This window comes from Cycloclasticus sp. P1, from assembly GCF_000299965.1.
Classification (GTDB): domain Bacteria; phylum Pseudomonadota; class Gammaproteobacteria; order Methylococcales; family Cycloclasticaceae; genus Cycloclasticus; species Cycloclasticus pugetii.
This window is the reverse complement of sequence record NC_018697.1, coordinates 1,772,910-1,798,343: the sequence shown is the minus strand read 5'-3', so window position 1 is coordinate 1,798,343 and position 25,434 is coordinate 1,772,910. Positions and strand designations below refer to the sequence as shown.

The following is a 25,434-nucleotide window of genomic DNA, read 5'->3' as shown; positions in this document are numbered from 1 at the left end:
TATTGTGCCAAGATCCATAAAAAAAGGCCCTTTTGTTGATCTTCATTTAATGAAGAAAGTAGAAGCAGCCGCAGAAAGTAATAATCGTAGACCAATTAAAACTTGGTCTAGACGTTCAATGATCTCGCCAACTATGGTTGGTTTGACGATAGCTATTCACAACGGAAGACAGCATATGCCGGTATTGATTACTGAAAATATGGTTGGCCACAAATTAGGTGAGTTCGCGTTAACGCGTACATACCGTGGTCATGTTGTTGACAAAAAATCCAGATAAACATTGGTGCAGTGATGGAAGTTAAAGCTAAATTAAAAAACGCTAATTTTTCAGCCCAAAAAGGCCGATTAGTTGCAAATCAAATCAGAGGCATGGATGTTGAGAGTGCTTTGAATTTATTGGGTTTTAGTACACGTAAAGCAGCAGATAGTTTCAAGAAACTTCTTAATTCTGCTATTGCTAATGCTGAACATAATGAAGGTGCTGATGTAGATGAGTTATATGTTTCAACAGTATTTGTTGATGAAGCACCTACTTACAAACGATTTAAAGCGCGTGCTAAAGGTCGTGGTAATAAAATTCTTAAAAGAAACTGCCATCTAACTATTGAAGTTAGTGATACTAAATAAAAGAGTAAATAAATATGGGTCAAAAAGTACATCCAACTGGTATACGCCTTGGTATAGTTAAAGATTGGAATTCGCGTTGGTATGCTAGTTCACAAGCGTATCCTGACATGTTAAAACAAGATTTAATTGCACGTGATTTCTTAAAAAAGAAATTAATGGCAGCTTCTGTAAGCAAAATCCAAATTAATCGTCCTGCTGGTAATGCACAAATTACAATACATACGGCTCGTCCTGGTATTGTTATTGGTAAAAAAGGTGGTGATGTTGATTCGCTACGTGCGGAAGTAAGTAATATCATGGGTGTGCCTGTCCAGATAAACGTCGAGGAAATTCGTAAGCCTGAACTGGATGCTCTTTTAGTAGCTGAAAGTGTTGCGCAACAGCTTGAGCGTCGAATTATGTTCAGACGTGCAATGAAAAGAGCGGTTACTAACACCATGCGATTAGGTGCTGAAGGTATCAAAATTAAAGTAAGTGGTCGTTTGAACGGTGCAGATATTGCTCGTAACGAATGGTACAGAGAAGGACGTGTTCCACTACATACACTTCGTGCTGATATTGATTATGGATTTACTGAAGCACTAACTACATATGGTATTTTAGGTATCAAAGTGTGGATCTTCAAAGGTGAAGTTTTTGACGAAAAGTCTGCCCTACCAATCTTAGGTAATAAGGAAGCGACGGGAGAATAGGTAAGCGATATGTTACAACCAAAAAAAACTAAATTTAGAAAAGCACATAAAAACAGAAACACTGGACTTGCACATCGTGGTAGTAGTGTTAGTTTTGGTGAATTTGGCTTGAAATCTATTGAACGCGGTAGAATGACTGCGCGTCAAATTGAAGCTGGTCGTCGTACTATTACACGTCATATTAAGCGTGGTGGTAAGGTTTGGATCCGCGTGTTCCCAGATAAACCAATTACAAAAAAACCTCTTGAAGTACGTATGGGTAAGGGTAAAGGTAGTGTTGAATTCTGGGTTGCGCAAATCAAACCAGGAACTATGTTATTTGAATTGCAGGGTGTATCAAAAGAGTTAGCAGTTGAGGCCTTTGATTTAGCTGCTGCAAAACTCCCTTTTAAAACAAAATTTGCTGAACGGACAATAATGTAATGAAGGCATCAGAATTAAGAGAAAAAACAGTTCAGGAGCTTAACGAATTATTGCTTGAATTAAGAAAAGAGCAATTTAATTTACGTATGCAAAATGCTACTGGTCAATTAAATCAAGTTCATCAATTTGGTGAAGTACGTGGTGATATTGCTCGTATTAAAACTATTTTGAATGATCAAGCAGGTGAATCTAAATGAGTGCAAAAGAGCAGACTCTAAGAACTATATCTGGTGTTGTGACAAGCAATAAAGGTGATAAAAGCATCACTGTAAAAGTCACTCGTCAAGTTAAACATCCTTTGTATGGCAAGGTGATTAAACGATCAACTAAATATAATGCTCATGACGAAAGTAACGAATGCTCTGAAGGCGATATCGTTTCTTTAGTTTCTTGTCGACCTGTTTCAAAGTCGAAATCATGGAAACTTCATGAAATCATTGAAAAAACTAAATAGAGTGAGTGGGAGTTAAGTAATGATTCAGATGCAGACAAGACTTGATGTGGCAGACAACAGCGGTGCCCGCAATGTTATGTGTATTAAAGTACTAGGTGGTTCTCATAAACGCTATGCTAAAATTGGTGACATCATCAAAGTCAGCATTAAAGATGCGATCCCACGTGGCAAAGTAAAAAAGGGTGATGTTCATAATGCAGTCGTCGTTAGAACAAGAAAAGCAATACGTCGTCCAGATGGTTCAGCTATTCGTTTTGATGGTAATGCGGCGGTGCTTTTAAATGCAAACTTGCAACCAATTGGAACTCGTATATTTGGCCCTGTTACTCGCGAATTAAGAAATGAAAAGTTTATGAAAATCATTTCTTTAGCGCCTGAAGTGATTTAACTGATTGAATTAATTATGAATAAAATAAAGAAAGGTGATGAAGTAATCGTTTTAACAGGGAAAGATAAGGGTAAAAAAGGCCTAGTTCTTTCTGTTGTTTCTGATGAAAAAGTTTTGGTTGAAGGAATTAATTCAGTAAAAAAACATCAAAAACCTAATCCTAATAAAGGTATTGAAGGTGGGATTATTGAGAAGCAAATGCCAATCAATGTCTCTAATGTTGCTATCTATAATGCTCAAACTAACAAGGCTGATAGAGTTGGTTTTAAAGTACTTGAAGATGGTAAGAAGGTTCGTTACTTCAAATCAAATAATGAAGTGCTTGACGCTTAAGAAATAGAGAATTTTATGTCAAATTTAGAAGAACGCTATAAAAAAGAAATCATTCCTGCTTTATTAAAGGAATTGAATCTTAAGACTGTTATGGAAGTGCCTAAGATCACTAAGATAACACTTAATATGGGTGTTGGTGAGGCTGTTGCTGATAAAAAAATTATCCAAAATGCTGTCTCTGACCTAGAAAAGATTTCAAGCCAGAAGCCAATTATTACGATTTCAAAAAAATCAATCGCTGGTTTCAAAATAAGGGACGATATGCCAATTGGCTGTAAAGTCACTTTAAGAAATGAGCGTATGTATGATTTTCTTCAGAGACTTATCTCAATTGCAATTCCTAGAATTAGGGATTTTCGTGGCTTAAGTGATAAATCTTTTGATGGACGAGGTAACTACTCTCTTGGTGTAACTGAGCAAATAATCTTCCCTGAAATTGATTACGACAAGATTGATACGCTACGTGGGCTGGATATTGCTATTACGACAAGTGCTAAGAATGACGAGCAAGGTCGTGCTTTATTGAAAGCATTCAATTTTCCCATTAAACAACAAGGTTAAGAAATGGCTAAGAAATCAATGATAGCTAGAGAAAATAAACGAATTCGTTTAGTGGCTAAATATGCTGCCAAAAGAGCAGCGCTTAAAGAAATTATTAGAAACCCTAAGTCTACTTTTGAACAAGTAACAGAGGCACAAACAAAATTAGTGTCTTTACCTCGTGATTCAAGTGCGTCTCGTGTTCGTAACCGTTGTAATATGACCGGTCGACCACATGGCTACTATAGAAAGTTTGGTCTTGGACGTAACAAGTTACGTGAAGCTACGATGCGCGGTGATGTACCGGGCTTATCTAAAGCTAGCTGGTAAAGAAGGAGTATTAAAATGAGTATGAGTGATCCAATTGCAGATATGTTAACTCGCATTCGTAATGCGCAGTCTGCTGAAAAAGCTGTAGTTAGAATGCCCTTTTCTACTAAAAAACAAGCATTAGCTAACATTTTAGAACAAGAAGGTTTTGTAAGTGGTTCGACTAAAATCGAAGACTCAAAAAGTAAGCCTGAGTTAGAGATTACGTTGAAATATTTTCAAGGTAAACCAGTTATTGAGACAATCGACCGTGTCAGCAAACCTGGTTTACGTATTTATAAATCAAAAGATGAACTTCCTAAAGTTAAGGGTGGTTTAGGTGTGGCTATTATTTCTACATCTAAAGGCTTGTTAGCTGATCGTACAGCGAGAGCTGAAGGTCATGGTGGTGAAGTTCTTTGTTACGTAAGTTAGGTTAGGTTTTATTATGTCAAGAATTGCGAATAATCCAGTTGTATTGCCTGCAGGTGTAGAGTTCAACAATGCTAACGGTCACTTATCTGTTAAAGGTAAAAATGGCGAGCTTAGCTGTGAATTGTTTAAGTGTGTTGATATTGATGTTAACGATAACGTTCTTTCCTTTAAAGCAAATAATAAAGTGAAAGGTTCTATCGCATTAACCGGTACTCAACGAGCGCTTGTTAACAATATGGTCGTTGGCGTAACTGATGGGTTTGAAAAGAAATTAGAATTACGTGGTGTTGGTTACAGAACACAGGTTAAAGGAAAAACTCTTAACTTAACCTTAGGTTTTTCTCACCCTGTTGAATATGATATTCCAGAAGGTATTACGATTGAAACACCTTCTCAAACTGAAATTGTTATCAAGGGTTGTGATAAACAATTAGTTGGTCAAGTTGCTGCTAATATTCGTGCATATCGTTCACCAGAACCATACAAAGGTAAAGGTATTAGGTATGTTGGTGAGCACGTTGTTATGAAAGAAGCTAAGAAGAAATAGGCGGAATAATGAATAAGAAAACTTCACGTTTGCGTAGAGCAACCAAAACAAGGTCACGTATTAAAGAAAGTGGAAAAGCACGTTTAAGCGTGCACCGTTCACCACGTCATATATACGCACAAGTAATGACTGCTGATGGATCTAAGGTGCTTGTTTCCGCATCTACACTATTAAGTGATATTAAATCATCAGTAAAAAATTGTGGAAATATTGAAGCAGCCAGCGTAGTTGGTAAAACTATTGCTGAACGTGCCGTAGAAGCAGGTATAAAAGAAGTTGCTTTTGATCGTTCTGGATATAAATATCATGGCCGCGTTAAAGCACTAGCTGACGCTGCACGTGAAAATGGATTGGAATTTTAGAGGCAATTATGGCATCACAACCTGGACAAAATAATCAACAAGACGATTTACAAGAAAAATTAATTACCGTTAGAAGAATTTCTAAAGTAGTTAAAGGTGGACGTCAATTTAGGTTCTCTGCACTTGCTGTTGTAGGTGACGGTAACGGTCGTGTTGGTTTTGGTATTAGCAAAGCACGTGAGGTTCCTGTAGCTATACAAAAGGCGATGGAACAAGCACGCAAAAATATGGTTACAGTTAATTTAAGTGAGCATACATTGCAATATCCAATTACTGCTAAATATGGCGCTGCAGAAGTCTTTATGAAACCTGCTTCTGATGGTACTGGTATTATTGCTGGTGGCGCAATGCGTGCTGTATTTGAAGTTGTTGGTGTGCATGATGTGCTTGCAAAATGTGTTGGAAGTAACAATCCTGCTAACGTTGTTAGAGCAACTATTAAAGGTTTGTCTGATATGACGAATGCTGAACAAGTTGCTATGAAACGTGGAAAATCAGTCGCTGATATCATCGGGTAATAATAATGAGTGAAAAGAAAATCAAAGTAACAATGATTCGTAGTAAGAATGGTCGATTAGCATCACATAAAGCATGTGTTGCTGGTTTAGGCTTACGCAAAATCAATCAATCAGTTGAAGTTATTGATACACCTGAAAATCGAGGCATGATCAATAAAATTCATTACATGCTTAACGTAGAAGAGATTTAAAATGTTACTAAATACAATTAAACCAGCTGCTGGTAGTACAAAACCTGCAAAACGCGTTGGCCGTGGTATCGGCTCTGGATCAGGTAAAACTTGTGGTCGTGGTCATAAAGGTCAAAAATCACGATCGGGTGGAATGCCTAAAATCGGTTTTGAAGGTGGTCAAATGCCAATACAGCGTAGGCTTCCTAAAATTGGATTTACCTCTGCTAAAAAGAAATTAACAGCAGAAGTTAGGTTGCATGAGTTAAATAACTTAAATGATGAGATTGTTACAATTGAATCATTGATCGCCGCTAATATTGTTCCTGTTTTTACTAAAAAAGTTAAAATTATTTCATCTGGTGAATTGACTTCAGCGGTAAAATTACAAGGAATTTCTGCAACTGCTGGTGCCGTTAAGGCAATCGAAGCAGCTGGCGGCAGTTTAGCTTAATCAATGTCTGTACTTGGTTCATCAGCCTCAGGCGCAACTGGCGGGTTAAGCAAATTACCTGAACTACGAAAACGATTGTTTTTCGTTCTTGGTGCTTTGTTCGTGTTTCGTATTGGCGCGCATGTGCCAGTTCCTGGAATTGACCCTAAGGCACTATCATTAATGTTCGAGCAACAAGCTGGAACTATTCTTGATATGTTTAACATGTTCTCAGGTGGTGCGCTCAAAAGACTGAGTATTTTTGCGCTTGGAATAATGCCGTATATTTCTGCGTCTATTATTATCCAGTTAATGACGTCTGTTGTTCCAAAATTTGAGCAACTTAAAAAAGAAGGTGAATCTGGAAAACGTAAAATAACTCAATATACACGTTATTTCACGGTAGTACTTGCAACGTTTCAAGCGTTTGGTGTTGCTACAGCAATTCAAGGGCAATCTGCTGGCGGCTTACCGGTGGTATTTAATCCAGGTTTTGCTTTTATGTTTACTGCAGTAGTTACACTTGTCAGTGGGACGATGTTTCTTATGTGGTTAGGGGAACAAGTTACTGAACGTGGAATTGGTAACGGTATATCAATTATCATTTTTGGTGGTATTGTTGCAGGATTACCGAGTGCTATTGGTGGTACACTCGAATTAGTTAGAACAGGCGAAATGAACGCATTTATGGTTATTATGCTGTTCTTTATAGCTGTTGCTGTGACGGCATTTGTGATTTTTGTTGAGCGTGCTCAGCGAAGAATCACTATAAATTACGCTAAACGTCAGCAAGGTAATAAAATGATGGCGGGTCAGTCTAGTTTTTTACCGTTGAAGCTTAATATGGCAGGTGTGATCCCACCCATTTTCGCTTCAAGTATAATTTTATTTCCTTCAACTATTGCAGGTTGGTTTGGTAACAGTGAAGGAATGGGTTGGTTGCAAGATGTATCTAGTATGTTATCTCCTGGGCAGCCAATTTATGTGTTGCTTTATGCAGCAGCGATTATATTCTTTTGTTTTTTCTATACTGCATTAGTATTTAATTCAAGAGATACGTCGGATAACCTTAAAAAATCAGGTGCTTTTATTCCTGGTATCCGACCTGGTGAGCAAACTACTAAATATATAGATGCGGTTATTACAAAATTAACGTTGCTTGGTGCTATGTATATTACGGCTGTTTGTTTGTTACCTGAGTTTTTGATTGTTTATTGGAATGTGCCGTTTTATTTTGGTGGAACATCATTGTTAATTATCGTTGTTGTTGTCATGGATTTCATTGCGCAAATGCAAAGTCACCTTATGTCACAGCAATATGAAGGTTTAATGAAAAAAGCGAACCTTAAAAACAAATAAGTTAAGGTTAGTAGGAGTAAATTATGAAAGTAAGAGCATCAGTAAAGAAAATTTGTCGCAATTGTAAAGTTGTTCGTCGTAATAGAGTAATACGCATTATCTGCAAAGATGGGCGACATAAGCAACGTCAAGGCTAATATTTAAGCTTGTAGTTATTCGAAATAAAGATTAAAATTGCCGGTTTTCTACTGGCCAAAATAACGGAGAGAATTAATGGCACGTATCGCTGGTATTAATATACCTGATAATAAGCACATTGTTATTTCACTGACATCTATATATGGCGTTGGTCTTACTAGATCAAAAGCTATTTGTGCTGCAGCTGGAATTGATACAACAACTAAAGTTCGCGAACTATCTGAAGATCAATTAGAACTGATACGTGAAGAAGTCGGAAAATATTTAATAGAAGGCGATTTACGTCGTGAAGTTTCTATGAATATTAAACGCTTACTAGATTTGGGTTGCTTCCGTGGAATCCGTCATCGTAGAAGTTTACCTGTTCGAGGCCAGCGTACTAAAACAAACGCTAGAACCCGCAAGGGCCCTCGGAAACCAATTAGAAAGTAAGATTCAATTAAAGGATATTTGAAGTATGGCTAAACCAAGTCGTAGTAAGAAGAAAGTTAAAAAAAATGTAGTTGATGGAATTGTCCATGTACATGCTACATTTAATAACACGATCGTTACCATAACAGACCGTAAAGGCAATGCACTATCTTGGGCAACTGCTGGTGGGTCTGGATTTAGAGGTTCACGTAAAAGTACACCTTTTGCAGCTCAAGTTGCCGCTGAACGTGCCGGTGAAGTTGCGAAAGATTTTGGAATGAAAAATCTTGAAGTTAAGATTAAAGGTCCAGGTCCTGGTCGTGAATCTGCAGTACGTGCATTAAACAATATTGGTTTTAATATTACTTTTATTGAAGATGTAACACCTATTCCACATAATGGCTGTCGTCCGCCAAAGAAACGACGTGTATAACTAGGAAATTATTATGGCTAAATATACTGATTCAAAATGTCGTTTATGTCGTCGTGAAGGCGAGAAGCTTTTCTTGAAAGGCGAAAAATGCTACACAGCTAAATGTGCAATGGAAAAAAGAGCATACCCTCCTGGTCAACACGGGCAACGTCGTACTCGTTTGTCAGACTATGCATTACAGCTTCGTGAAAAACAAAAACTACGTCGTATTTATGGCGTACTTGAAAAACAGTTCCGTGGTTATTATGCTGAAGCAGCCCGTATTAAAGGCTCTACAGGTGAAAACTTATTGCAATTGTTAGAATGCCGTCTTGATAATGTCGTTTACAGAATGGGCTTTGCTGCTTCACGCTCTGAAGCAAGGCAGCTTGTTAGACATAACGGAATTGTTGTTAATGGTGTTCGTGTGAATATTCCTTCGTTTCAGGTTAAATCTGAAGATGTTATCGAAGTAATGGAAAGCTCAAAGAACCAAAACCGTATCAAATCTGCTCTTGAATTTGTTGAGCAACGTGGTGTGCCTGAGTGGATAGAGCTTGATATTAAAAAAATGCAAGGTATTTTCAAAGTCAAACCTGAGCGTTCTGACTTACCTGCAGAAATCAATGAACATCTTGTTGTTGAGCTGTACTCTAAGTAATCTTTAAAGAGGAAATATAATGCAAAATTTACTTTCAGGTTTTTTACAGCCTAAGGTTACAGGAGTTCAATCTATATCTCCTACATGTTCTAAAGTTACCATAGAACCAATGGAACGCGGATATGGTCACACTTTAGGTAATGCTTTAAGACGTGTTCTTTTATCTTCAATTTCAGGTTGCGCAGTGACCGAAATTAAAATTGACGGTGTTTTACACGAGTACACAACAATCGATGGCGTCCAAGAAGATGTTATTGATATCATGTTGAATCTTAAAAATCTTGCGGTTAATCTTAATGCAAAAGATGAAGCCTATTTGACAATCGAAAAATCTGGAGAAGGTCAAGTTACTGCTGCTGACATTCAAATTGATCATGATGTTGAAATAGCGAATCCAGAACTTGTTATCGCCAATTTAACTGCTAATGGTAAGCTTTCCATGTCAATTAAAGTTGAGCGGGGTTCAGGTTATCAGACAGCCGCTTCACGTAAACAAGATGATGAAGATTTGCCGATTGGTACGCTTTTATTAGATGCTTCTTTTAGCCCTATTAAGCGCATCTCTTATAATGTAGATACAGCTCGTGTTGAGCAACGTACTAACCTTGATAAGCTAATTATTGAGCTTGAAACAAACGGTACGACTGATCCTGAAGAAACGATTAGAGCGGCTGCAACGATTCTACATCATCATATTGCTGTTTTTGTTGACCTTAAAGACATTGTAGAAGTTCCTGAGGAACCTAAAGAACCTGAGTTCGATCCTATTCTATTACGTCCTGTTGACGATCTAGAACTGACGGTTCGATCAGCAAATTGTTTGAAAGCTGAACAAATTTTCTACATTGGTGACTTAATTCAACGTACTGAAGTTGAATTATTAAAAGCACCAAATCTTGGTAAAAAATCATTAACAGAAATTAAGGATGTTCTTGCTTCAAAGGGCATGTCTTTAGGTATTCGTCTTGAAAACTGGCCACCATCTAGTTTAATTACTAGTGATAGAGCTGTAGGTTCAATTTAATTTAAGGATTTAACTATGCGTCATCGTAAATCAGGTAGGCAACTTAATCGTAATAGCAGCCACCGTAAAGCAATGTTTAAAAATATGGCTAACTCTCTCATCGGTCATGAGGTTATTCGTACAACATTACCTAAAGCCAAAGAGCTTCGTCGTTTCATTGAACCTCTTATTACATCATCTAAGGAAGATACCGTTGCTAAAAGACGTTTAGTTTTTGCACGGTTAAGAGATAGAGACAGTGTTACGAAACTGTTTAATGATCTAGCTCCTCGTTATAAAGATCGCCCTGGTGGTTATCTACGAATTCTTAAATGTGGATTCAGACCTGGTGATGCTGCGCCTATGGCGTATGTTGAATTAGTTGATCGTGATTTGGAATCTGGTTCGGAAGAAATTATCGAATCTTGATCTGCTTGATAAGCATAAAAAAACCGGGCTTAGCCCGGTTTTTTTATGCTTAACTATTTATTTATCTTTCTAAATAGTCTAATTTGTTTTCTTTGTTTGCCCATTCATCAGCATCTTCAGGTGCATCTTTTACATCAGTGATAACAGGCCAAGTTTGGGATAGGTCGGCGTTAATCTGAATAAATTCTTCTTGCCCTTCGGGTAATTCATCTTCTGAATAAATGGCTTCTACAGGGCACTCAGGTTCGCATAGTGTGCAATCAATACACTCATCTGGGTCGATGACTAGGAAGTTTGGCCCTTCATGAAAGCAATCTACTGGGCATACATCTACACAATCGGTGTATTTACATTTGATACATGATTCGGTTACTACGAATGTCATTTTATAATCCTTGTTGGTTTGTTTCTGTTGTTATTATATTCAATTTGAGAATCTAGCTCACATAAAATTGAATGTACTGTGATTTAATTGCCGTGTTAAATCGCAAACTTAATGCCAATTAATAATAAAATGGTTGCGACGATATATTTTAAAGTTTTCTCAGGCAATTTTTCACCGACCATAGTGCCTAGATAGATTGCTGGCAATGAGCCAATGATCAAACTGATTAATAATTGGAAATCTATATGCCCTAATTGAAAATGTCCTAGGCCAGCTACTGCAGTTAGCGGTACGGCATGTGCTATGTCGGTGCCTACTATGGTTCTGGTTCTTAAACGAGGGTAGAGGAGTAATAAAAGCGCACCACCAATAGCACCTGCCCCAACTGACGATAAGGTGACCAGTATGCCTAGCACAAGGCCTAAGCAGATAATAATAAATGGGCTTGGTGTGTAGTCAGCAGGTTTTTTGAAATGCCTTGCTATATTGTCTTTAAAAACTATAACTGCTGAGGTCAAGATTAGCATGATGCCTAGACTAATCGATATAATGCTTTCAAATGCTTCTGCTGATAAATTAAAGTATTGGATGATGTATATGCAAGATATTGAGCCTGGGATGCTACCTAGGCATAGATTTTTTACAATCATCCAGTCAATATTTTTAAGTTTTTGATGTGACCAAACGCCGCTTGCTTTTGTAATGGCTGCGTATAAAAGATCTGTGCCAACAGCAATCGCTGGTTGAACGTTGAAGCCAAGAACAAGTAGAGGAGTCATCAAAGAACCACCACCTACACCCGTTAGGCCAATTACGAAGCCTACAGCTGCGCCTGCTAATATATATAAGTAATCCAATGGGAGAAACCGAGCTATTAATATAACCTTGTAATATAAATCAATTCTCTTATAATAAAAAGGAATATATATTTCTATATTTATAACAAAAGAATATTAATCTATGAAGTTACAACAACTCCGTTATATCTGGGAAGTTTCAAAAAACAATCTTAATGTGTCAGCGACAGCTGAAACAATTTATACCTCGCAACCGGGTATAAGTAAACAAATTCGTATTTTAGAAGATGAGTTAGGTATTCCCATTTTCACTCGTAATGGCAAGCATTTAACTGACATGACGCCGGCCGGAAAAAAAATTATTAGCATAGCGGGCGAAATGTTAATGAAGGCAGAGAATATCAAAAATATTGCTAAAGAATATAAAAATCAAACAAAGGGCTTGCTATCGATTGCAACAACACATACTCAAGCACGTTATGCTTTACCGTCTATCATCAAAACATTTATGCAAGAAATGCCAGATGTTAGCTTAGATATTCAACAAGGTACGCCGGTACAAATTTCTGAAATGGTATCGCAAGGGAAAGTGGATCTTGCCATTGCAACGGAGGCTTTAGAGTTATTTGATAACTTGGTCATGATGCCTTGTTATTCTTGGGAACGGTGCATATTGGTTCCGAAGGGCCATGCGTTAACTAAAATTGATCGGCTAAGCCTTATTGATGTTGCGCTACACCCGCTGATAACTTATGTGTTTGGCTTTACTGGGCGATCTAAATTAGATGATGCATTTAAAGCACAAGGTTTAAGTCCAGATATTGCTTTAACAGCGGTAGATGCGGATGTCATTAAGACATATGTCAGGCTTGGACTTGGGGTAGGGATTGTTGCGCGGATGGCCTATGACGAACAAGTAGATAATGATCTGGTGGCATTAGATGCTGGACATCTTTTTGGCACCAGCATCACTAAAATAGGTATCCGTAAAGATGCCTTCTTACGTGGCTATATGTATGAGTTTATTCATTTATTTGCGCCGCATCTAACACAAGCAGTTATCAATCAAGCGATGGAACTTAAGGAGCAATCGGCTATTGATAAGCTATTTGAGGGTGTAAGCTTGCCTCATTTCTAAGGGGCAATAACTTTCTAGCGAGGTTTGCTTAAACTTGAGTGTAATCCGCATTCTTTACTCTCTGCAGCTTCCCACCACCATCGCCCCTCCCTAGGATCTTGGTGCGGTAAGGTGGCCCTTGTACAAGGTTCACAACCAATACTAATAAACCCTTGGTTATGTAACGGGTTAAACGGGACTTCCAGAGCACGTATATACGACCAGACCTGTTCTGAAGTCCAATGACACAAGGGGTTAAACTTTAGCAGTTCCGTGTTTTTTCCGCTAAAAGCAGTGTCAATTTCAGCAATATTAAGGCTATCACGAGTGGCTTTACTTTGGTCACGTCGTTGGCCTGTTATCCAGCCAGAATAAGCCGTTAAATGCTGCTTTAATGGCTGAACTTTCCTAATGCCGCAACATTCTTTATGGCCATCTTGGTAAAAGCTGTATAAGCCTTTTTCGTGGGTTAAAGCTTGTAAAGCATCTTGGTTGGGGGATAAAACGGTAATTTTAATTTTATAATGGTCCATCACTGTTTGGATGAACTGGTATGTCTCAGGGTGAAGTCGTCCGGTATCTAAGGTGAAGACATTTGGTTTTAATCCAAGTTTGCATGCCATATCAATCAATATTACATCTTCGGCACCACTGAATGAAATAGCGAGGTCATCTAGCTGCGTGTAAATGGTTTTAAGAATGTCTCGTGGTTGCTTATTGTCCAGTTGGCTTTGGAGTGTTTGGATGTTCATATTAAGGCTCTAGTAAATGGCTAGCTGTCAGTGTAGCAAGAATCATCTATTTCAAAAATTCTAAAATGAGATATGAATAGAAGTAATGGTGTGTTGATATTAGATAAAATAACTAAACATTTTTAGTTTGCGCTAAATAGCGTTCTAAAAACTCATCAAATTCGACTGTATCACTGCTTTCTATCTCTCGTTGTTCGTCGATAGACTGTTGCCTTGCTTTTTCAAAACACTGCTGTTGCTCATTGTTGATGCTGTGCTGATTGAAGAAGGTATGATGTTTCTTGACCTGTTTCATTGCAAATTTGAAAAATGGAAGTTTTTGCTCTTTCATGGCCTTGAGTATTTTTGCAGAAGGGGTAAGTTCCACATCATTCAATTTAGCGATCTGTGCGGCGAGTGAATTGCTGTATGGTTTGGTTTTATCATCGGCATCAAGCGTCTCACAAAGCAGAGTCATTTCTTGGCAAATTTCTAATCCCCAATCTTTTAAGCTGATGCTGTCACCATTACGGCGTAACTTTAACCCTGGCTGTCGACCAGCAGAGGCGACTAAGGTTAAGTTTTTATCTACGCAAGCTTTATCCTCTGATGAAAGGGAAGGGCTGTCAGCCAATAAGCAAAAGATCATAAAGGCTTCTAAAAAGTGTAACTGTTGTTCATTAATACCGGCAGGGTCAAATGGGTTTAAGTCCACTGAACGAAGTTCAACATAACGTATACCGCGCTTTTTTAACGCTTGACTAGGGCTTTCCCCTGAGCGAGTAATTTGTTTAGGGCGAACGTTGCTGTAGTACTCATTCTCAATTTGCAAAATATTGGTATTAAGTTGCTGGTATTGTCCATTAGCGTCTTTAACGCCAAAGGCCTCGTATTCAGCAAAAGGCGTTTGCGTAGCAGCTATTAGTCGAGCGACATACTTGTCAAGGCTGTTGTATGAAATGTTGATGTTCGATTGACTGTCATTTTTATAGCCAATATCGCTCATTCTAAGAGAGGTGCAATAAGGTTTGTACAGTGTGCCGGCATCAAACTCTTCGAAATCGTCGTGTTCTTGACCTTTAACGAACGATTTACAAATAGCAGGTGAGGCGCCGAATAGGTATAAAATTAACCAGCCGTATCGGTGTAGGTTTCGTGCCATATCCATATATGACTGTGAAATGAAATCTTGCCTAGGCCGCGTGTCTTGCTCTAAAGATTGGTAAATGGGCCAAAACTTCTCTGGCAGAGAGTAGTTAAAGTGTATGCCTGCGATGGCTTGCATGCTTCGGCCATAACGGTGCCATAAGCCAATTCGATAAATATGTTTCATTTGGCCAATATTGGATGAGCCATAATTGGCAATAGGAATACTCATGTCTCCATCAACAATACACGGCATGCTGGTACCCCATAACATTTCATTACCAAGGTGTTGGTAAGTATAGGAATGTACGGCCTCCATAAAGTTTAAGGTATCGGTCGTCTTGCTAAAAGGTGGGGTGATAAATTCGAGCAATGCCTCTGAATAATCAGTGGTGATGTAAGGGTTTGTTAAGGCAGATCCAAGGCCAGTAGGATGTGGGCTTTGAGCTATGTTCCCTTCAGGGGTTACGCGCAAACTTTCTTTTTCAATACCTTTTAATCCGTCACAAAGTGCGTCACCTTGCTGGTGATCAAGAAATTTTTTGAGTCTTTTTTGTATGCGTAAATACAACCTACACCTACCTGTTATTATTTATTGTTAAAAAGTTAATAGCCATAGGTATTATGGCTGAGCTAATTATAGGCTAATGGGCGGTGCAATATGTTAATTGATCATATTAAAAAAGACATTATCAGTCGGGCTTTTAGCGTTGTTTCTATCAGGCAATTTACATTCGTTACTTTTTTGCTGCTGTATCTAGTCGCGTGTTCTACCGTTCAGGCTGGGTCGTTATTAAAAGTAATCAATGTTATTGATGGTGATACTGTTATGCTTAAAAATGGTTTGACGGTTCGTTTATTAGGCATTAATACGCCTGAAATGGGTTACAAGGGACGGGCTATTGAAGCAGGGGCCGTTGCGGCAAAAAAGGCGTTGAAAAAATGGGTATTAAACAAAATGGTTTTAGTTGAATACGATGTCGAACAAAAAGATCGCTATGGTCGTATATTGGCGCATCTATTTTTAGACGATGGCCAACACATTAATTTAGAAATGCTTCGTAGTGGTCAAGCGACCTTGAGTATTCATCCACCTAATCTTCGATATGCCCATCGTTTTAAGGCGATGCAACGACAGGCCGAGAAAAAGAAAATTGGTTTATGGTCCCTGCAGGCTTATCAGAAAAAGGCGGTTGAGGATATTGCAAAAAATAGAGCTCAGGGCTGGGGGCGTTTTAGTGGGCAAGTCCAAAAAATAACGAGGGGTAAAAAAGGTGCAAAGTTGTGGCTATCTGATGAAGTGTATATTTGGATTAGCGTTGAAAACAAGCGTTATTTTTTAACGTTAGACAGCTATAAAGGTAAACAACTTGAGGTTCGTGGTTGGCCTAGAAAGAGAGGCCAGTTGTGGTCAATTAACGTCATTCACTCAAGCCAGATTTTAATTGAGACTTAGCATGTTTTATGGGCTTATAAAGCCTTAAAAAAGGGCCGAAAATGGCTGCGTTATTACCCAGTCGCCTTTATTGATGGAGGGGCGCTCGTGTTCAAGAATGATAAAGGCATTTGCATCACTCATTGATCGTAAGATACCAGAGCCTTGTTTTCCTGTGGTGCTGACTTCCCATTCGCCGTTATTGTTCTTTGATAAAAATCCACGCTGGAACTCAGTACGTCCTGCAATTTTTCGAATAGAGTGTGTGCTCTTGGCTTGAATAGTTGGGCAAATTAATGGTGTTGTTAGCCCCATCATTTTTTGTAGGCAGGGTAAGGCAAATTGATAAAAGGTGACCATTACTGCGACAGGGTTACCGGGTAAGCCAAAAAACGTTGTATTGTCTATATGGCCAAAGGCAATGGGCCTACCGGGTTTTATAGAGACTTTCCAAAAATTGATAGAGCCAGTTTCTGCGAGTATTTGTTTGGTGTAATCGGCGGCTCCAACAGACACGCCGCCAGAGGTGAAAATAACATCGGCACTGTTTGATGCTAGTTTAAAAGCGCTGCGTAATTGTTCGGGGTCGTCTGCAATGATGCCCATGTCTAATACCTTGCAGCCTATTTTCTTTAATGCAGAAATCATACTGTAGCGGTTACTGTCATAAATACAGCCCTCACGTGGAGGCTCTCCAAGGCTAAGAAGTTCATCACCGGTTGAAAAAACAGCAATGGTTAGTGGCGTTTTAACATGAACTTCTGAAATACCTAAAGAGGCAATGAGACCAATTTGTGGCGGTGTTAATTTAATGCCTGCTTCCAAAACAGTATGATTTTGTTGGATATCTTCGCCTGCTTGGCGAACATTTTGTCCGTTTTTATGCCGTGCATCAATATGAATGGTGTTGTCATGTATTTCTACATGTTCTTGCATAATAACGGTATCGGCAGCGTCAGGCATTTGTGCGCCAGTCATTATTTGTAGGCACTCGCCTTGCTTTAAGCGACCTTTATAAGGGTGCCCAGCAACAATACGACCAACAATGTTTAATGTTTTGATTTCCCCGCTGCTGGGTAAATCAGTATGTATTATTGCATAGCCATCAACGGCTGCATTGCGGTGTGAAGGAACGTTGATTGGCGAAAGAATGGGGGCTGCGAGTATTCGGTCAACAGCCGAAGTTAATGGAATATGTTCACTGCCGCTTTTTTCTGCAACAGCGTTTAACATTTTCAGCAAGGCGGCATCGACGCTTAAGGTGTCTGCTTCATTGTCGTCGCTACAACTACTTTGTACGTCTACTCTATTCATATTATGAAGTTTTTTTTGCGGTGTTTATCATTGTCACGTTATTTGAATTAGGTGGACGTATTAGGGCATTACCATGCTCAATATGAATATGGTGATCGGCAATATGTTCAACAGTATGTGCTTCGTGGCTGCTGATCATAATGGTAACCCCTTCATCTTTGAGTCGCTGTAATAGCTTGGCTGTTTGTTGTTTTGCAGTACTGTCCATACTTGCGGTTGGTTCGTCTAGCAGCAATAAGCGCGGCGATAAAATACGTGCGCGAGTCAACGCAACACGTTGTTTTTCACCGCCAGATAATTGTTTGGCTGGGCGGTGGGCAAGATGCGATAAATCTGCCCAATCTAATGCTTGCGTGACTTTTTTATGCACATTGCTTTTGCGTTCGCCTGATCGATACAGTCCATAAGCAATATTGTCAGTAACGCTGGCATCAAATAAATACGGTTGTTGATGTAAATAGATGATGTCTTTTTGGATGTAAGCTTTGGCTTGCTTCCAGTTGAGCGTTAAACCTTGGTAGTTAATGCTGGCTGAATCAGGCTTTAATAAACCACTCATTATTTTTAATAACGTGGTTTTTCCCGATCCATTTTGACCAGTTAAGAGTGTGCATTGGTGGGCGGGTATATCGAGATGCTTGATATTTAAAACCAGTTTTCCAGACAAGGTAATGGCGAGGTTTTTATAACTAACTAATGTGCTCATGCTTTTAATTCCCCTTTACCTTGAAAGATCGAAATGCCTGCATTCAAGCTTAAGGACAGTAACAGTAAAACCATGCCAAGTGCAATGCCTTGAGCGAACTCGCCTTTGCTGGTTTCTAAGGCGATAGCGGTAGGAATGTTACGTGTGGAGTGAAGAATATTACCGCCAACCATCATAGAACAACCAATTTCAGCAACCACGCGACCAAAGCCGGCAACAACAGCAGCAATTAAGCCAAAACGTACTTCGTATATTAGTGTGAAAAAAGCCCTCCAAGGCTTTGCGCCTAAGGTGATAGCCGTTTCCCAAGCGCGCCGGTCTGCAGCTTGAAAAGAGGCATGAGCCATTGCGACTAATAATGGAAAGCTCAGCATAACTTGGCCGATAACCATTGCTTGGCTGGTGAATAAAAGCCTCAAATCTCCTAATGGGCCGCTACGCGATAAAATTAAATAAAGTGTTAAGCCAACAATGACGGCGGGGACAGACATAAAGGTATTGAATAAAGAAATGAGCACTCTACGCAAGGGAAATTCGAAAAAAGCCAATATAAAGGCAATCAGCATCGCAAAGGGCGTGGCAATCAAAATAGCCGACATAGATACGCCAAATGAGAGCGAGATAATTTCCCAAATATCATCATGACCGCTCAGTAACAACTGAAAGGCATTTATGCAAGCTTGGCTTAAATCATTCACTGGTCATGACGTCTTTAATGGCGGTTGGGTAAAAAAGACGTTGCTCGTTTTTTTGAAAGGTATCGATAAGGCGTTGTCCTGCTGGCGAGGTTACCCAAGCGATAAGTGACATGGCTTTTAAGTATTGAATGTCTTTATGCAAAGCAGGATTTACCGCAATAATGCCATAAGGGTTTTTTAGTAAAACACTGCCTTGATTTAAAATAGTGAGTGACAGTTTGTCTTTATAGGCCAGCCAAGTGCCTCGGTCAGTTAAGGTATAAGCGCCCAATTCATCAGCCATTAACAATACTTTTCCCATGCCTTGTCCTGCTTCCTTATACCAAGGGCCACGGGGCTTCAAATTAGCTTGGCCCCATATGGAGCGTTCTTTATTATGTGTTCCAGAATTATCTCCACGAGAAATAAAAGACACTTGCTTAGCGGCAATTTGCTTGAGTGCATTCAGTGTGTTTTTCTGGTTTTTAATATGAGCAGGGTCGGTAACAGGGCCGACGATGACGAAGTCATTTTCCATCACATCACGTCGATTAACGCCAAAACCTTCGGCAATAAAAATATTTTCGGCTTGTCTTGCATGAACCATCACAACGTCGGCATCGCCTTTGCGGGCCATTTGAAGTGCTTTGCCGGTTCCTACGGCAATTACATCAACTTGGATGCCTGTTTGCTGAGTAAAGGCGGGTAGTAATTGTGCCAAAAGACCTGAATTCTCAGTGCTTGTTGTCGTTGCTAGGCGTAAGGGGTCTTGAGCATAACTTATGGCGCTAAAAATCAGCGATAGAAGAGTGATAAGTAGACAGCTTTTTTTCACTTTATATAGAGAGTCTTTAGTTTAAAAATTCAATGTTAACGTTGGGATGCTAACGGAGCAAGGGAAAGCATTATTTTATCGCTTAGTCGCAGCAATTAGCCGTGTTGTTAAGGTATTTTGTCTTTATTTGCAGGCCTGTACAATAGATGGCTGAGGGTATGAAGAAAAACACAATAAGGTTATTAACATTAGCGGTAAGGTGATCTGTATTGTTGTTGGTTGGGCAGGTACAGAGCTAAAACTGTTGTACACGAAAACCTTAGAAACTATTTAATTGCGACTTACTTAGAGTAAGGTGGATCTACAGTGAGAGTTTATGAACGACAATATGTAAGAGTTGACTATCAACAAGAGGTGAAGTTGGAAACAGCCGAGCGTATAACGTTGATAGTGAGAGGGGAAAATATTTCTGTAGGTGGGTTAGGCATCTGCTGTGACCAAATGACCGCGCAAATGATTATGCCGAAAGGCTATCAATTAAATCCAGCAAAACCACTGCACTTGGGTGTTGAATTTGAGATGGAAGATAACTCGCTTAAAGCCACGTGCAGCATACAAAATAGTTACCGCTTAGCACAGGATTTATTTTGTTTTAACCTTAAGTTCATACGGCTTGAACAACAGGGGCAGCAACAATTAGAAAACTTCATACAGCAGCAACGGTTGTAGGGGGCGATAAGCTTATCTATTACCCAGTAGCCAGCAAAATAAGCACATCTTAAAGAAAATCTCCTATACTTAATTTTATCGATCAATAGAGAGGCTGTTAATGGTGACAGAGTTAAAAGAAAAAGAACAAATTTTTTCTCAGCTAGAAAAAATTATCAATCACCGTTTTGATAAAAAAGAAGAGCCTATTATTCGGAGCTTTATTAACGAATATTATCGTGACGTGGCTTGGGAGGATTTAGCAGAAAGAGAGCTGGATGACCTGTATGGAGCGGCGATTGCGCATTGGAATTTAGCGCAGTCTAGGCACGGTGAAGAGTCTAAAGTCAATGTCTATAACCCTGACTTTGAAACTCATGGCTGGCAATCCCCTTATAGCATCATAGAAATAGTCACCATGGATAGACCGTTTTTATTGAATTCGTTAACAATGAATTTAAATCAAAGCGGCTTAACTTGTCACTTGGTTGTTCACCCCATTATTGAAGTCGTGCGTGATGAAAATGGCCTTCTTAAGCCTGGGCAAAGTAAAGAGCGCACTGTCAGTGAGTCAATGATTCGATTAGAAGTTGATCGCCAGGCTTCAAAGGGAGGCGGGCTTGAGGTGTTGGCAGATCAAGTTCAAAAAGTGATCATCTACAATACGGCGGTTAATGAAGACTGGAAAGCTAGTATTAATTCACTTCAGCAGTCTGCCGAGATGCTAAAAGAGTTTTCGCCAAAAGATAATAATGAAGATATTGACGAATCGTTAGCCTTTTTAAGCTGGCTTAAAGACGATAATTTTTTATTTCTTGGCTGTCGGGAATATGAGTTGGTTAAAGGTAATGAATCGGATGGTTTTAAAATTGTAGAAGGTTCCGGTAAAGGCATATTAAGAGATAAGCTAGCGGCTATCCCACAAGCTGATGTTATTCCTATAACGGATAAGGCATGCGACTTTATGAGTGAGCCATGCCCATTAATTGTGACTAAGGCAACCACAAAATCTATTATTCATCGTCCTGCGTATATGGATTATGTTGGGGTAAAAAAATTCAATAAACACGGTGAGGTGGTTGGCGAGTATCGATTTTTAGGGCTATACACATCAGCCGCTTACCTTGTCAGGGTGAGAGAAATCCCCTTAATACGCAAAAAAATCAGCAAAGTTTTTGCTAAATCAAACTTCAAGGAAAATAGTCACAGCGGCAAATCGTTAATGAATGTGCTAGAAGATTTGCCTCGAGATGAGTTATTTCATTCAAATGATGAGCAATTACTGAGTTTAGCGCTGGGGGTTCTAAAATTAAAAGAACGTCAACGGACTCGGGTGTTTGCAAGAATTGATGCGTATGGGCGCTTCGTATCAATGCTTGTTTATGTGCCTAGAGATCGCTACAACACGATGGCTAGGAAAAAAATGGAGCAGATCATTTGCGCTAAACTGCAAACCGATAGCGTAGATTTTAATGTCCAGTTTAGCGAGTCTATTTTTGCACGGATTCATTTTATGGTGCATACCAATACTGATTGGGTGGGTGAGTTTGATGTATCTGAAGTGGAAAGTGAAATCATTGAAGCGCTCAGAGATTGGAAGGACGATTTATTATCTTCTTTAGTTCATCGACATGGGGAAACGAAAGGCACAGAGCTTTGGAATCGTTATGGTGATGGTTTTACTTCGGCTTATAAAGATAACTATCCAGCTAGGTTTGCTGTGGCCGATATTGAAAAAGCCGAACGTTTAAAAGTCAGTGCCGACCAACAAATTCAAATGTCTTTGTATCAACCATTAGAGTCGCACGGCGAGGGTTTACAATTTAAGTTAATTAATAAGGGGGTGCCAGCTCCTTTATCGCAAACGTTACCGGTACTAGAAAACATGGGTGTTACGGTGTTTGATGAGCGACCGTTTGAAGTGACTGATCTATCATCACAGTCGAGTTACTGGGTGCATGATTTTGGTTTGGTGTACAACACAGAACTGCCTGACATAGAAAGTATAAAAGAAAACTTTCAATTGGTTTTTGAAAAGGTTTGGACTGGAAATATTGAGAACGATGGATTTAATCAGCTTGTCATTAAGGCAAACCTTGATTGGAAACAGATTATGTTACTGCGTGCCTATTATATGTATTTGCGGCAAGCAGGAATAACCTTTAGCCAGGCATATGTTCAGCAAACTTTGCAAAGTAACCCAATTATTGCGGGGCATTTAGTGCGCTTATTTGAGCTTAGATTTGACCCATCTATTAACGCTAAAAAAACAAAAATTGGGCAGCAGGAAGCAGAGATTCTTGCTGAAATTGAGACGGTCGTGTCGCTAGATGAAGATCGAATTCTACGGCGGTATTTGAATTTAATTCAGTCAACATTACGGACAAATTATTACCAATGCACTGTCGATAGTACGGGTGTGCCGTATCTCTCGTTTAAGCTAAACCCAGAAGCGCTGACCGAGTTGCCGTCTCCGCGACCAAAATTTGAAATATTTGTTTATTCGCCTCGTGTTGAAGGGGTACATTTAAGAGGGGGCTCAGTTGCGCGTGGTGGCTTGCGTTGGTCAGATCGAAAAGAGGACTTTAGAACAGAAATTTTAGGCTTGATGAAAGCGCAGATGTCAAAAAATGCGGTGATCGTGCCAACTGGCGCTAAAGGTGGTTTTATCGTTAAGCGTTCTCTAGACGGCTTAACGCGTGACGAGATGATGGAAGAAGTGGTTGCTTGTTATAGTATTTTTATTGGTGCCTTGTTAGATATCACTGATAATTTGAAAGGTGAAAAAGTGATACCGCCACATGATGTGGTGCGGTATGACGATGATGATCCTTATCTAGTGGTGGCGGCAGATAAAGGGACAGCAACGTTCTCTGATATTGCGAATAATATAGCTATTGAGCGTGACTTTTGGCTGGGTGATGCATTTGCATCAGGAGGTTCTGTCGGGTATGACCATAAAAAAATGGGCATTACCGCCAAAGGGGCTTGGGAGTCGGTAAAGCGACACTTTAGAGAGATAGGCGTCGATACTCAAACAACTCCTTTTAGCGTGATCGGAATTGGCGATATGGCCGGAGATGTGTTTGGCAACGGAATGTTGTTATCTGAAAAGATTAGGCTTATCGGTGCATTTAATCATATGCACATTTTTTTAGACCCAGACCCCGATATCAGTGCTTCATTTGAAGAGCGTAAGCGGTTATTTAAATTGCCACGTTCATCATGGAGTGACTATGACAAGGCGTTGATTTCGAAGGGTGGAGGTGTTTTTTCAAGGGCAGATAAATCTATTGCCCTCACGCCACCAATACAGGAGTTATTAGGCGTTAGCGATAAGGTGTTAACGCCTAATAATCTTATTCGAGCGATGCTAAAAGCGCCGGTAGATTTGTTGTGGAACGGTGGTATAGGAACGTATGTAAAATCTAGCATCGAGACGGATGCTGATGTAGGAGATCGGGCCAATGATGCACTAAGGGTTAACGGTCGAGAGCTTGCTTGCAAAGTGGTGGGTGAAGGCGGAAATTTAGGGTTTACCCAATTAGGCCGGATTGAATACGCGGCTAAAGGGCGCATTAATACCGATGCTATTGATAATGCTGCAGGTGTGGATTGCTCAGACCACGAAGTGAATATTAAAATCTTACTTAATAAATTGGTTGAGCAAGGCGATATGACCATTAAGCAGCGTAATGCTCTTCTTGCCAAGATGACCGATGAGGTCAGTACGTTGGTACTAAGAAATAATTACCTGCAAACACAAGCCATTACGATGGTTGAAAGCCAATCCTCAGACATGCTGGAAGTGCATGGGCGTTTGATCAACCAACTTGGTCAAGAGGGTCGGTTAGACCGTACAGTTGAGTTCTTACCAAACCAAGAAGAAATAGAAGAACGGAAGGCTAAAGGCGAGGGCTTGCATCGCCCAGAGTTGGCGGTGATTTTTGCCTATAGCAAGTTACTTTTAAAGGACTTAATGAAGGGCGCTTCAGTTATACAAGATGAAAATTTTAAACAAGAGTTATTGGCATACTTCCCATCAAACTTACGGGATAAATTTGTAAGCGCTATTGAGGAGCATCGCTTACGAGACGATATCATTGTTAATCAGGTAGTTAACAGTATGGTAAACCGGCTAGGGCCATCATTTGCCTTTAGAATGAAAGATGAAGCGGGTGCCTGTATTGATGAGGTTATTAAAAATTATAAGATTGCTTGCGAGATTTTTAATATAGAAGTGATATGGAGCGAGATTGAGGCGCTAGATAATAAAGTATCGCCCAAAGTGCAGATCGATATGTTGATGAATGTACGAAAGCTGGTTGAACGTACGATGTATTGGTTGCAGAGAAACCGTTCGCAAGTCGTTTCAGTTACCGACGTGACTGATGAGTTTGCTAAGAATGTTTCCCTAATAGGGGAAAAGATGATAACGCATGCTTCAGACGTTGAAAAAGAGCATGTTGAGCAGCGAGCTGCTTACTACCAAGAAGGCGGCGTGGATGAGGTATTAGCTAACAAGATTGCCTGTCTAGAGTTGGAGTTTGTTGCTTTAGATATTATTGCGGTGAACAGTATTGTTGATCGAGGTATAGAGGATGTTCTGTCTGTGTATTCGGTGGTTAGTAACGAACTTAAACTCAGTTGGTTGCATGGATGTATTAGTTATTTACCGCGGAAAAATTACTGGCAATCCTTGGCTCGGTCGGCTTTACGAGATGAATTGCATGCTGAAAATCGTGCCTTGTTAACGGCTATACTTAAATCATTTGATAAAGGCGATACTACGGAAAAAAGGCTCACTGAGTGGTGCTCTACTCAACGCGCTGATATTGATCGTTATTTGCACTTGGTGTCATTAATTCAAGCTGAAAGTGAAATGGAAATTGAGCAATTATCAGTCATTTTGAAGAAACTTCACTTAATTGTTGAGAAAAGCAAAGCGATGATATCTTAAATCGCTGTGGTGCTTTAAGTGATCGTAAAAAGGGCTGTG

Annotated in this window: 35 protein-coding genes; 27 read left to right on the top strand and 8 right to left on the bottom strand. The window is 39.6% G+C overall.

Translation table 11 applies throughout. From position 1 onward, the window contains the following. The first annotated feature begins 4 nt into the window (after positions 1 to 4). From rpsS to rplQ, 23 genes are all read left to right on the top strand, one after another. Positions 5 to 277 carry a 30S ribosomal protein S19 gene (gene rpsS / locus Q91_RS08665; RefSeq protein WP_015006515.1) on the top strand — a complete coding sequence of 91 codons (273 nt, stop codon included), beginning with the start codon at positions 5 to 7 and terminating at the stop codon, positions 275 to 277. 14 nt (positions 278 to 291) lie between these two features. Next, positions 292 to 627: a 50S ribosomal protein L22 gene (gene rplV / locus Q91_RS08660; protein WP_015006514.1), complete on the top strand. Its 336-nt coding sequence runs from the start codon at positions 292 to 294 to the stop codon at positions 625 to 627. Positions 628 to 641: 14 nt separating this feature from the next. After that, positions 642 to 1,319, top strand: coding sequence for a 30S ribosomal protein S3 (rpsC, locus tag Q91_RS08655; protein ID WP_016389918.1), 678 nt, complete (start codon positions 642 to 644; stop codon positions 1,317 to 1,319). Positions 1,320 to 1,328: 9 nt separating this feature from the next. Then, the gene (rplP, locus tag Q91_RS08650; RefSeq protein WP_015006512.1) at positions 1,329 to 1,742 is read left to right on the top strand and encodes a 50S ribosomal protein L16; all 414 of its coding nucleotides are present in this window, start codon (positions 1,329 to 1,331) and stop codon (positions 1,740 to 1,742) included. Then, the gene (rpmC, locus tag Q91_RS08645) at positions 1,742 to 1,939 is read left to right on the top strand and encodes a 50S ribosomal protein L29 (protein WP_015006511.1); all 198 of its coding nucleotides are present in this window, start codon (positions 1,742 to 1,744) and stop codon (positions 1,937 to 1,939) included. Before rplP ends, rpmC begins: the two co-directional genes overlap by 1 nt. Next, complete coding sequence (rpsQ, locus tag Q91_RS08640; protein WP_015006510.1) at positions 1,936 to 2,196, top strand: 30S ribosomal protein S17; 261 nt, start codon at positions 1,936 to 1,938, stop codon at positions 2,194 to 2,196. The genes rpmC and rpsQ overlap by 4 nt, the downstream gene beginning before the upstream one ends. Positions 2,197 to 2,215: 19 nt before the next feature. Beyond that, positions 2,216 to 2,584: a 50S ribosomal protein L14 gene (gene rplN, locus Q91_RS08635; protein ID WP_015006509.1), complete on the top strand. Its 369-nt coding sequence runs from the start codon at positions 2,216 to 2,218 to the stop codon at positions 2,582 to 2,584. 15 nt (positions 2,585 to 2,599) lie between these two features. Continuing rightward, positions 2,600 to 2,917 carry a 50S ribosomal protein L24 gene (gene rplX, locus Q91_RS08630; protein ID WP_015006508.1) on the top strand — a complete coding sequence of 106 codons (318 nt, stop codon included), beginning with the start codon at positions 2,600 to 2,602 and terminating at the stop codon, positions 2,915 to 2,917. 15 nt (positions 2,918 to 2,932) lie between these two features. Continuing rightward, positions 2,933 to 3,478 carry a 50S ribosomal protein L5 gene (rplE, locus tag Q91_RS08625; RefSeq protein ID WP_015006507.1) on the top strand — a complete coding sequence of 182 codons (546 nt, stop codon included), beginning with the start codon at positions 2,933 to 2,935 and terminating at the stop codon, positions 3,476 to 3,478. Between the two features lie 3 nt (positions 3,479 to 3,481). Beyond that, a complete protein-coding gene (gene rpsN, locus Q91_RS08620; protein WP_015006506.1) occupies positions 3,482 to 3,787 on the top strand; it encodes a 30S ribosomal protein S14 in 306 nt (101 codons plus the stop codon). A gap of 15 nt (positions 3,788 to 3,802) precedes the next feature. Continuing rightward, complete coding sequence (gene rpsH / locus Q91_RS08615) at positions 3,803 to 4,201, top strand: 30S ribosomal protein S8 (protein WP_015006505.1); 399 nt, start codon at positions 3,803 to 3,805, stop codon at positions 4,199 to 4,201. Between the two features lie 13 nt (positions 4,202 to 4,214). Continuing rightward, complete coding sequence (gene rplF, locus Q91_RS08610) at positions 4,215 to 4,748, top strand: 50S ribosomal protein L6 (protein WP_015006504.1); 534 nt, start codon at positions 4,215 to 4,217, stop codon at positions 4,746 to 4,748. A gap of 8 nt (positions 4,749 to 4,756) precedes the next feature. Continuing rightward, positions 4,757 to 5,110: a 50S ribosomal protein L18 gene (rplR, locus tag Q91_RS08605; protein WP_015006503.1), complete on the top strand. Its 354-nt coding sequence runs from the start codon at positions 4,757 to 4,759 to the stop codon at positions 5,108 to 5,110. 8 nt (positions 5,111 to 5,118) lie between these two features. Beyond that, positions 5,119 to 5,628 (top strand): 30S ribosomal protein S5, encoded by a 510-nt coding sequence (gene rpsE / locus Q91_RS08600; RefSeq protein ID WP_015006502.1) that lies wholly within the window; start codon positions 5,119 to 5,121, stop codon positions 5,626 to 5,628. 5 nt (positions 5,629 to 5,633) lie between these two features. After that, a complete protein-coding gene (gene rpmD, locus Q91_RS08595; protein WP_015006501.1) occupies positions 5,634 to 5,819 on the top strand; it encodes a 50S ribosomal protein L30 in 186 nt (61 codons plus the stop codon). Position 5,820: 1 nt separating this feature from the next. Further along, entirely contained in the window at positions 5,821 to 6,252 is a 432-nt protein-coding gene (rplO, locus tag Q91_RS08590) for a 50S ribosomal protein L15 (protein WP_015006500.1), read from the top strand. A gap of 3 nt (positions 6,253 to 6,255) precedes the next feature. Continuing rightward, complete coding sequence (secY, locus tag Q91_RS08585) at positions 6,256 to 7,590, top strand: preprotein translocase subunit SecY (RefSeq protein WP_015006499.1); 1,335 nt, start codon at positions 6,256 to 6,258, stop codon at positions 7,588 to 7,590. A gap of 23 nt (positions 7,591 to 7,613) precedes the next feature. Next, entirely contained in the window at positions 7,614 to 7,727 is a 114-nt protein-coding gene (gene rpmJ / locus Q91_RS11505; protein ID WP_016389921.1) for a 50S ribosomal protein L36, read from the top strand. A gap of 76 nt (positions 7,728 to 7,803) precedes the next feature. Next, the gene (gene rpsM / locus Q91_RS08580) at positions 7,804 to 8,160 is read left to right on the top strand and encodes a 30S ribosomal protein S13 (RefSeq protein WP_015006498.1); all 357 of its coding nucleotides are present in this window, start codon (positions 7,804 to 7,806) and stop codon (positions 8,158 to 8,160) included. Positions 8,161 to 8,185: 25 nt separating this feature from the next. Beyond that, positions 8,186 to 8,572 carry a 30S ribosomal protein S11 gene (gene rpsK, locus Q91_RS08575; RefSeq protein WP_015006497.1) on the top strand — a complete coding sequence of 129 codons (387 nt, stop codon included), beginning with the start codon at positions 8,186 to 8,188 and terminating at the stop codon, positions 8,570 to 8,572. Between the two features lie 13 nt (positions 8,573 to 8,585). Further along, positions 8,586 to 9,212, top strand: coding sequence for a 30S ribosomal protein S4 (gene rpsD, locus Q91_RS08570; protein WP_015006496.1), 627 nt, complete (start codon positions 8,586 to 8,588; stop codon positions 9,210 to 9,212). A 19-nt stretch (positions 9,213 to 9,231) separates the two neighbouring features. Continuing rightward, positions 9,232 to 10,236: a DNA-directed RNA polymerase subunit alpha gene (rpoA, locus tag Q91_RS08565; RefSeq protein WP_020932178.1), complete on the top strand. Its 1,005-nt coding sequence runs from the start codon at positions 9,232 to 9,234 to the stop codon at positions 10,234 to 10,236. A 15-nt stretch (positions 10,237 to 10,251) separates the two neighbouring features. Beyond that, a complete protein-coding gene (rplQ, locus tag Q91_RS08560) occupies positions 10,252 to 10,644 on the top strand; it encodes a 50S ribosomal protein L17 (RefSeq protein ID WP_015006494.1) in 393 nt (130 codons plus the stop codon). A 61-nt stretch (positions 10,645 to 10,705) separates the two neighbouring features. Here the strand turns inward: rplQ and fdxA are convergent, their stop codons facing one another. Beyond that, positions 10,706 to 11,029 (bottom strand): ferredoxin FdxA, encoded by a 324-nt coding sequence (gene fdxA / locus Q91_RS08555; protein WP_015006493.1) that lies wholly within the window; start codon positions 11,027 to 11,029, stop codon positions 10,706 to 10,708. A gap of 95 nt (positions 11,030 to 11,124) precedes the next feature. Further along, complete coding sequence (locus Q91_RS08550) at positions 11,125 to 11,886, bottom strand: sulfite exporter TauE/SafE family protein (protein ID WP_015006492.1); 762 nt, start codon at positions 11,884 to 11,886, stop codon at positions 11,125 to 11,127. Positions 11,887 to 11,989: 103 nt separating this feature from the next. Here Q91_RS08550 and cysB point away from each other — a divergent pair, with 103 nt between their 5' ends. Next, positions 11,990 to 12,964, top strand: coding sequence for an HTH-type transcriptional regulator CysB (cysB, locus tag Q91_RS08545; protein ID WP_015006491.1), 975 nt, complete (start codon positions 11,990 to 11,992; stop codon positions 12,962 to 12,964). A gap of 14 nt (positions 12,965 to 12,978) precedes the next feature. Here cysB and Q91_RS08540 read toward each other — a convergent pair whose 3' ends face one another. Beyond that, positions 12,979 to 13,695: a phosphoadenylyl-sulfate reductase gene (locus Q91_RS08540; RefSeq protein ID WP_015006490.1), complete on the bottom strand. Its 717-nt coding sequence runs from the start codon at positions 13,693 to 13,695 to the stop codon at positions 12,979 to 12,981. Between the two features lie 112 nt (positions 13,696 to 13,807). After that, positions 13,808 to 15,391, bottom strand: coding sequence for a glutamate--cysteine ligase (gshA, locus tag Q91_RS08535; protein ID WP_015006489.1), 1,584 nt, complete (start codon positions 15,389 to 15,391; stop codon positions 13,808 to 13,810). A gap of 90 nt (positions 15,392 to 15,481) precedes the next feature. Here gshA and Q91_RS08530 point away from each other — a divergent pair, with 90 nt between their 5' ends. Beyond that, positions 15,482 to 16,276, top strand: coding sequence for a thermonuclease family protein (locus Q91_RS08530; protein WP_015006488.1), 795 nt, complete (start codon positions 15,482 to 15,484; stop codon positions 16,274 to 16,276). Positions 16,277 to 16,300: 24 nt separating this feature from the next. Here the strand turns inward: Q91_RS08530 and glp are convergent, their stop codons facing one another. Genes glp through Q91_RS08510 form a run of 4 tightly spaced genes read right to left on the bottom strand, consistent with a single transcriptional unit; the run spans position 16,301 to position 19,787 of the window. Then, positions 16,301 to 17,569 carry a gephyrin-like molybdotransferase Glp gene (gene glp / locus Q91_RS08525; protein ID WP_015006487.1) on the bottom strand — a complete coding sequence of 423 codons (1,269 nt, stop codon included), beginning with the start codon at positions 17,567 to 17,569 and terminating at the stop codon, positions 16,301 to 16,303. 1 nt (position 17,570) lies between these two features. Then, on the bottom strand, positions 17,571 to 18,275 hold the full coding sequence (locus tag Q91_RS08520; protein ID WP_015006486.1) for an energy-coupling factor ABC transporter ATP-binding protein: 705 nt from the start codon (positions 18,273 to 18,275) through the stop codon (positions 17,571 to 17,573). Beyond that, positions 18,272 to 18,973 carry an ABC transporter permease gene (locus Q91_RS08515; RefSeq protein ID WP_015006485.1) on the bottom strand — a complete coding sequence of 234 codons (702 nt, stop codon included), beginning with the start codon at positions 18,971 to 18,973 and terminating at the stop codon, positions 18,272 to 18,274. The genes Q91_RS08520 and Q91_RS08515 overlap by 4 nt, the downstream gene beginning before the upstream one ends. Further along, positions 18,966 to 19,787 (bottom strand): substrate-binding domain-containing protein, encoded by an 822-nt coding sequence (locus Q91_RS08510; RefSeq protein ID WP_015006484.1) that lies wholly within the window; start codon positions 19,785 to 19,787, stop codon positions 18,966 to 18,968. Before Q91_RS08510 ends, Q91_RS08515 begins: the two co-directional genes overlap by 8 nt. Before the next feature lie 306 nt (positions 19,788 to 20,093). Here Q91_RS08510 and Q91_RS08505 point away from each other — a divergent pair, with 306 nt between their 5' ends. Continuing rightward, positions 20,094 to 20,456 (top strand): PilZ domain-containing protein, encoded by a 363-nt coding sequence (locus tag Q91_RS08505; protein WP_015006483.1) that lies wholly within the window; start codon positions 20,094 to 20,096, stop codon positions 20,454 to 20,456. A 100-nt stretch (positions 20,457 to 20,556) separates the two neighbouring features. Then, positions 20,557 to 25,395: an NAD-glutamate dehydrogenase gene (locus Q91_RS08500; protein WP_015006482.1), complete on the top strand. Its 4,839-nt coding sequence runs from the start codon at positions 20,557 to 20,559 to the stop codon at positions 25,393 to 25,395. Positions 25,396 to 25,434 lie beyond the last annotated feature (39 nt).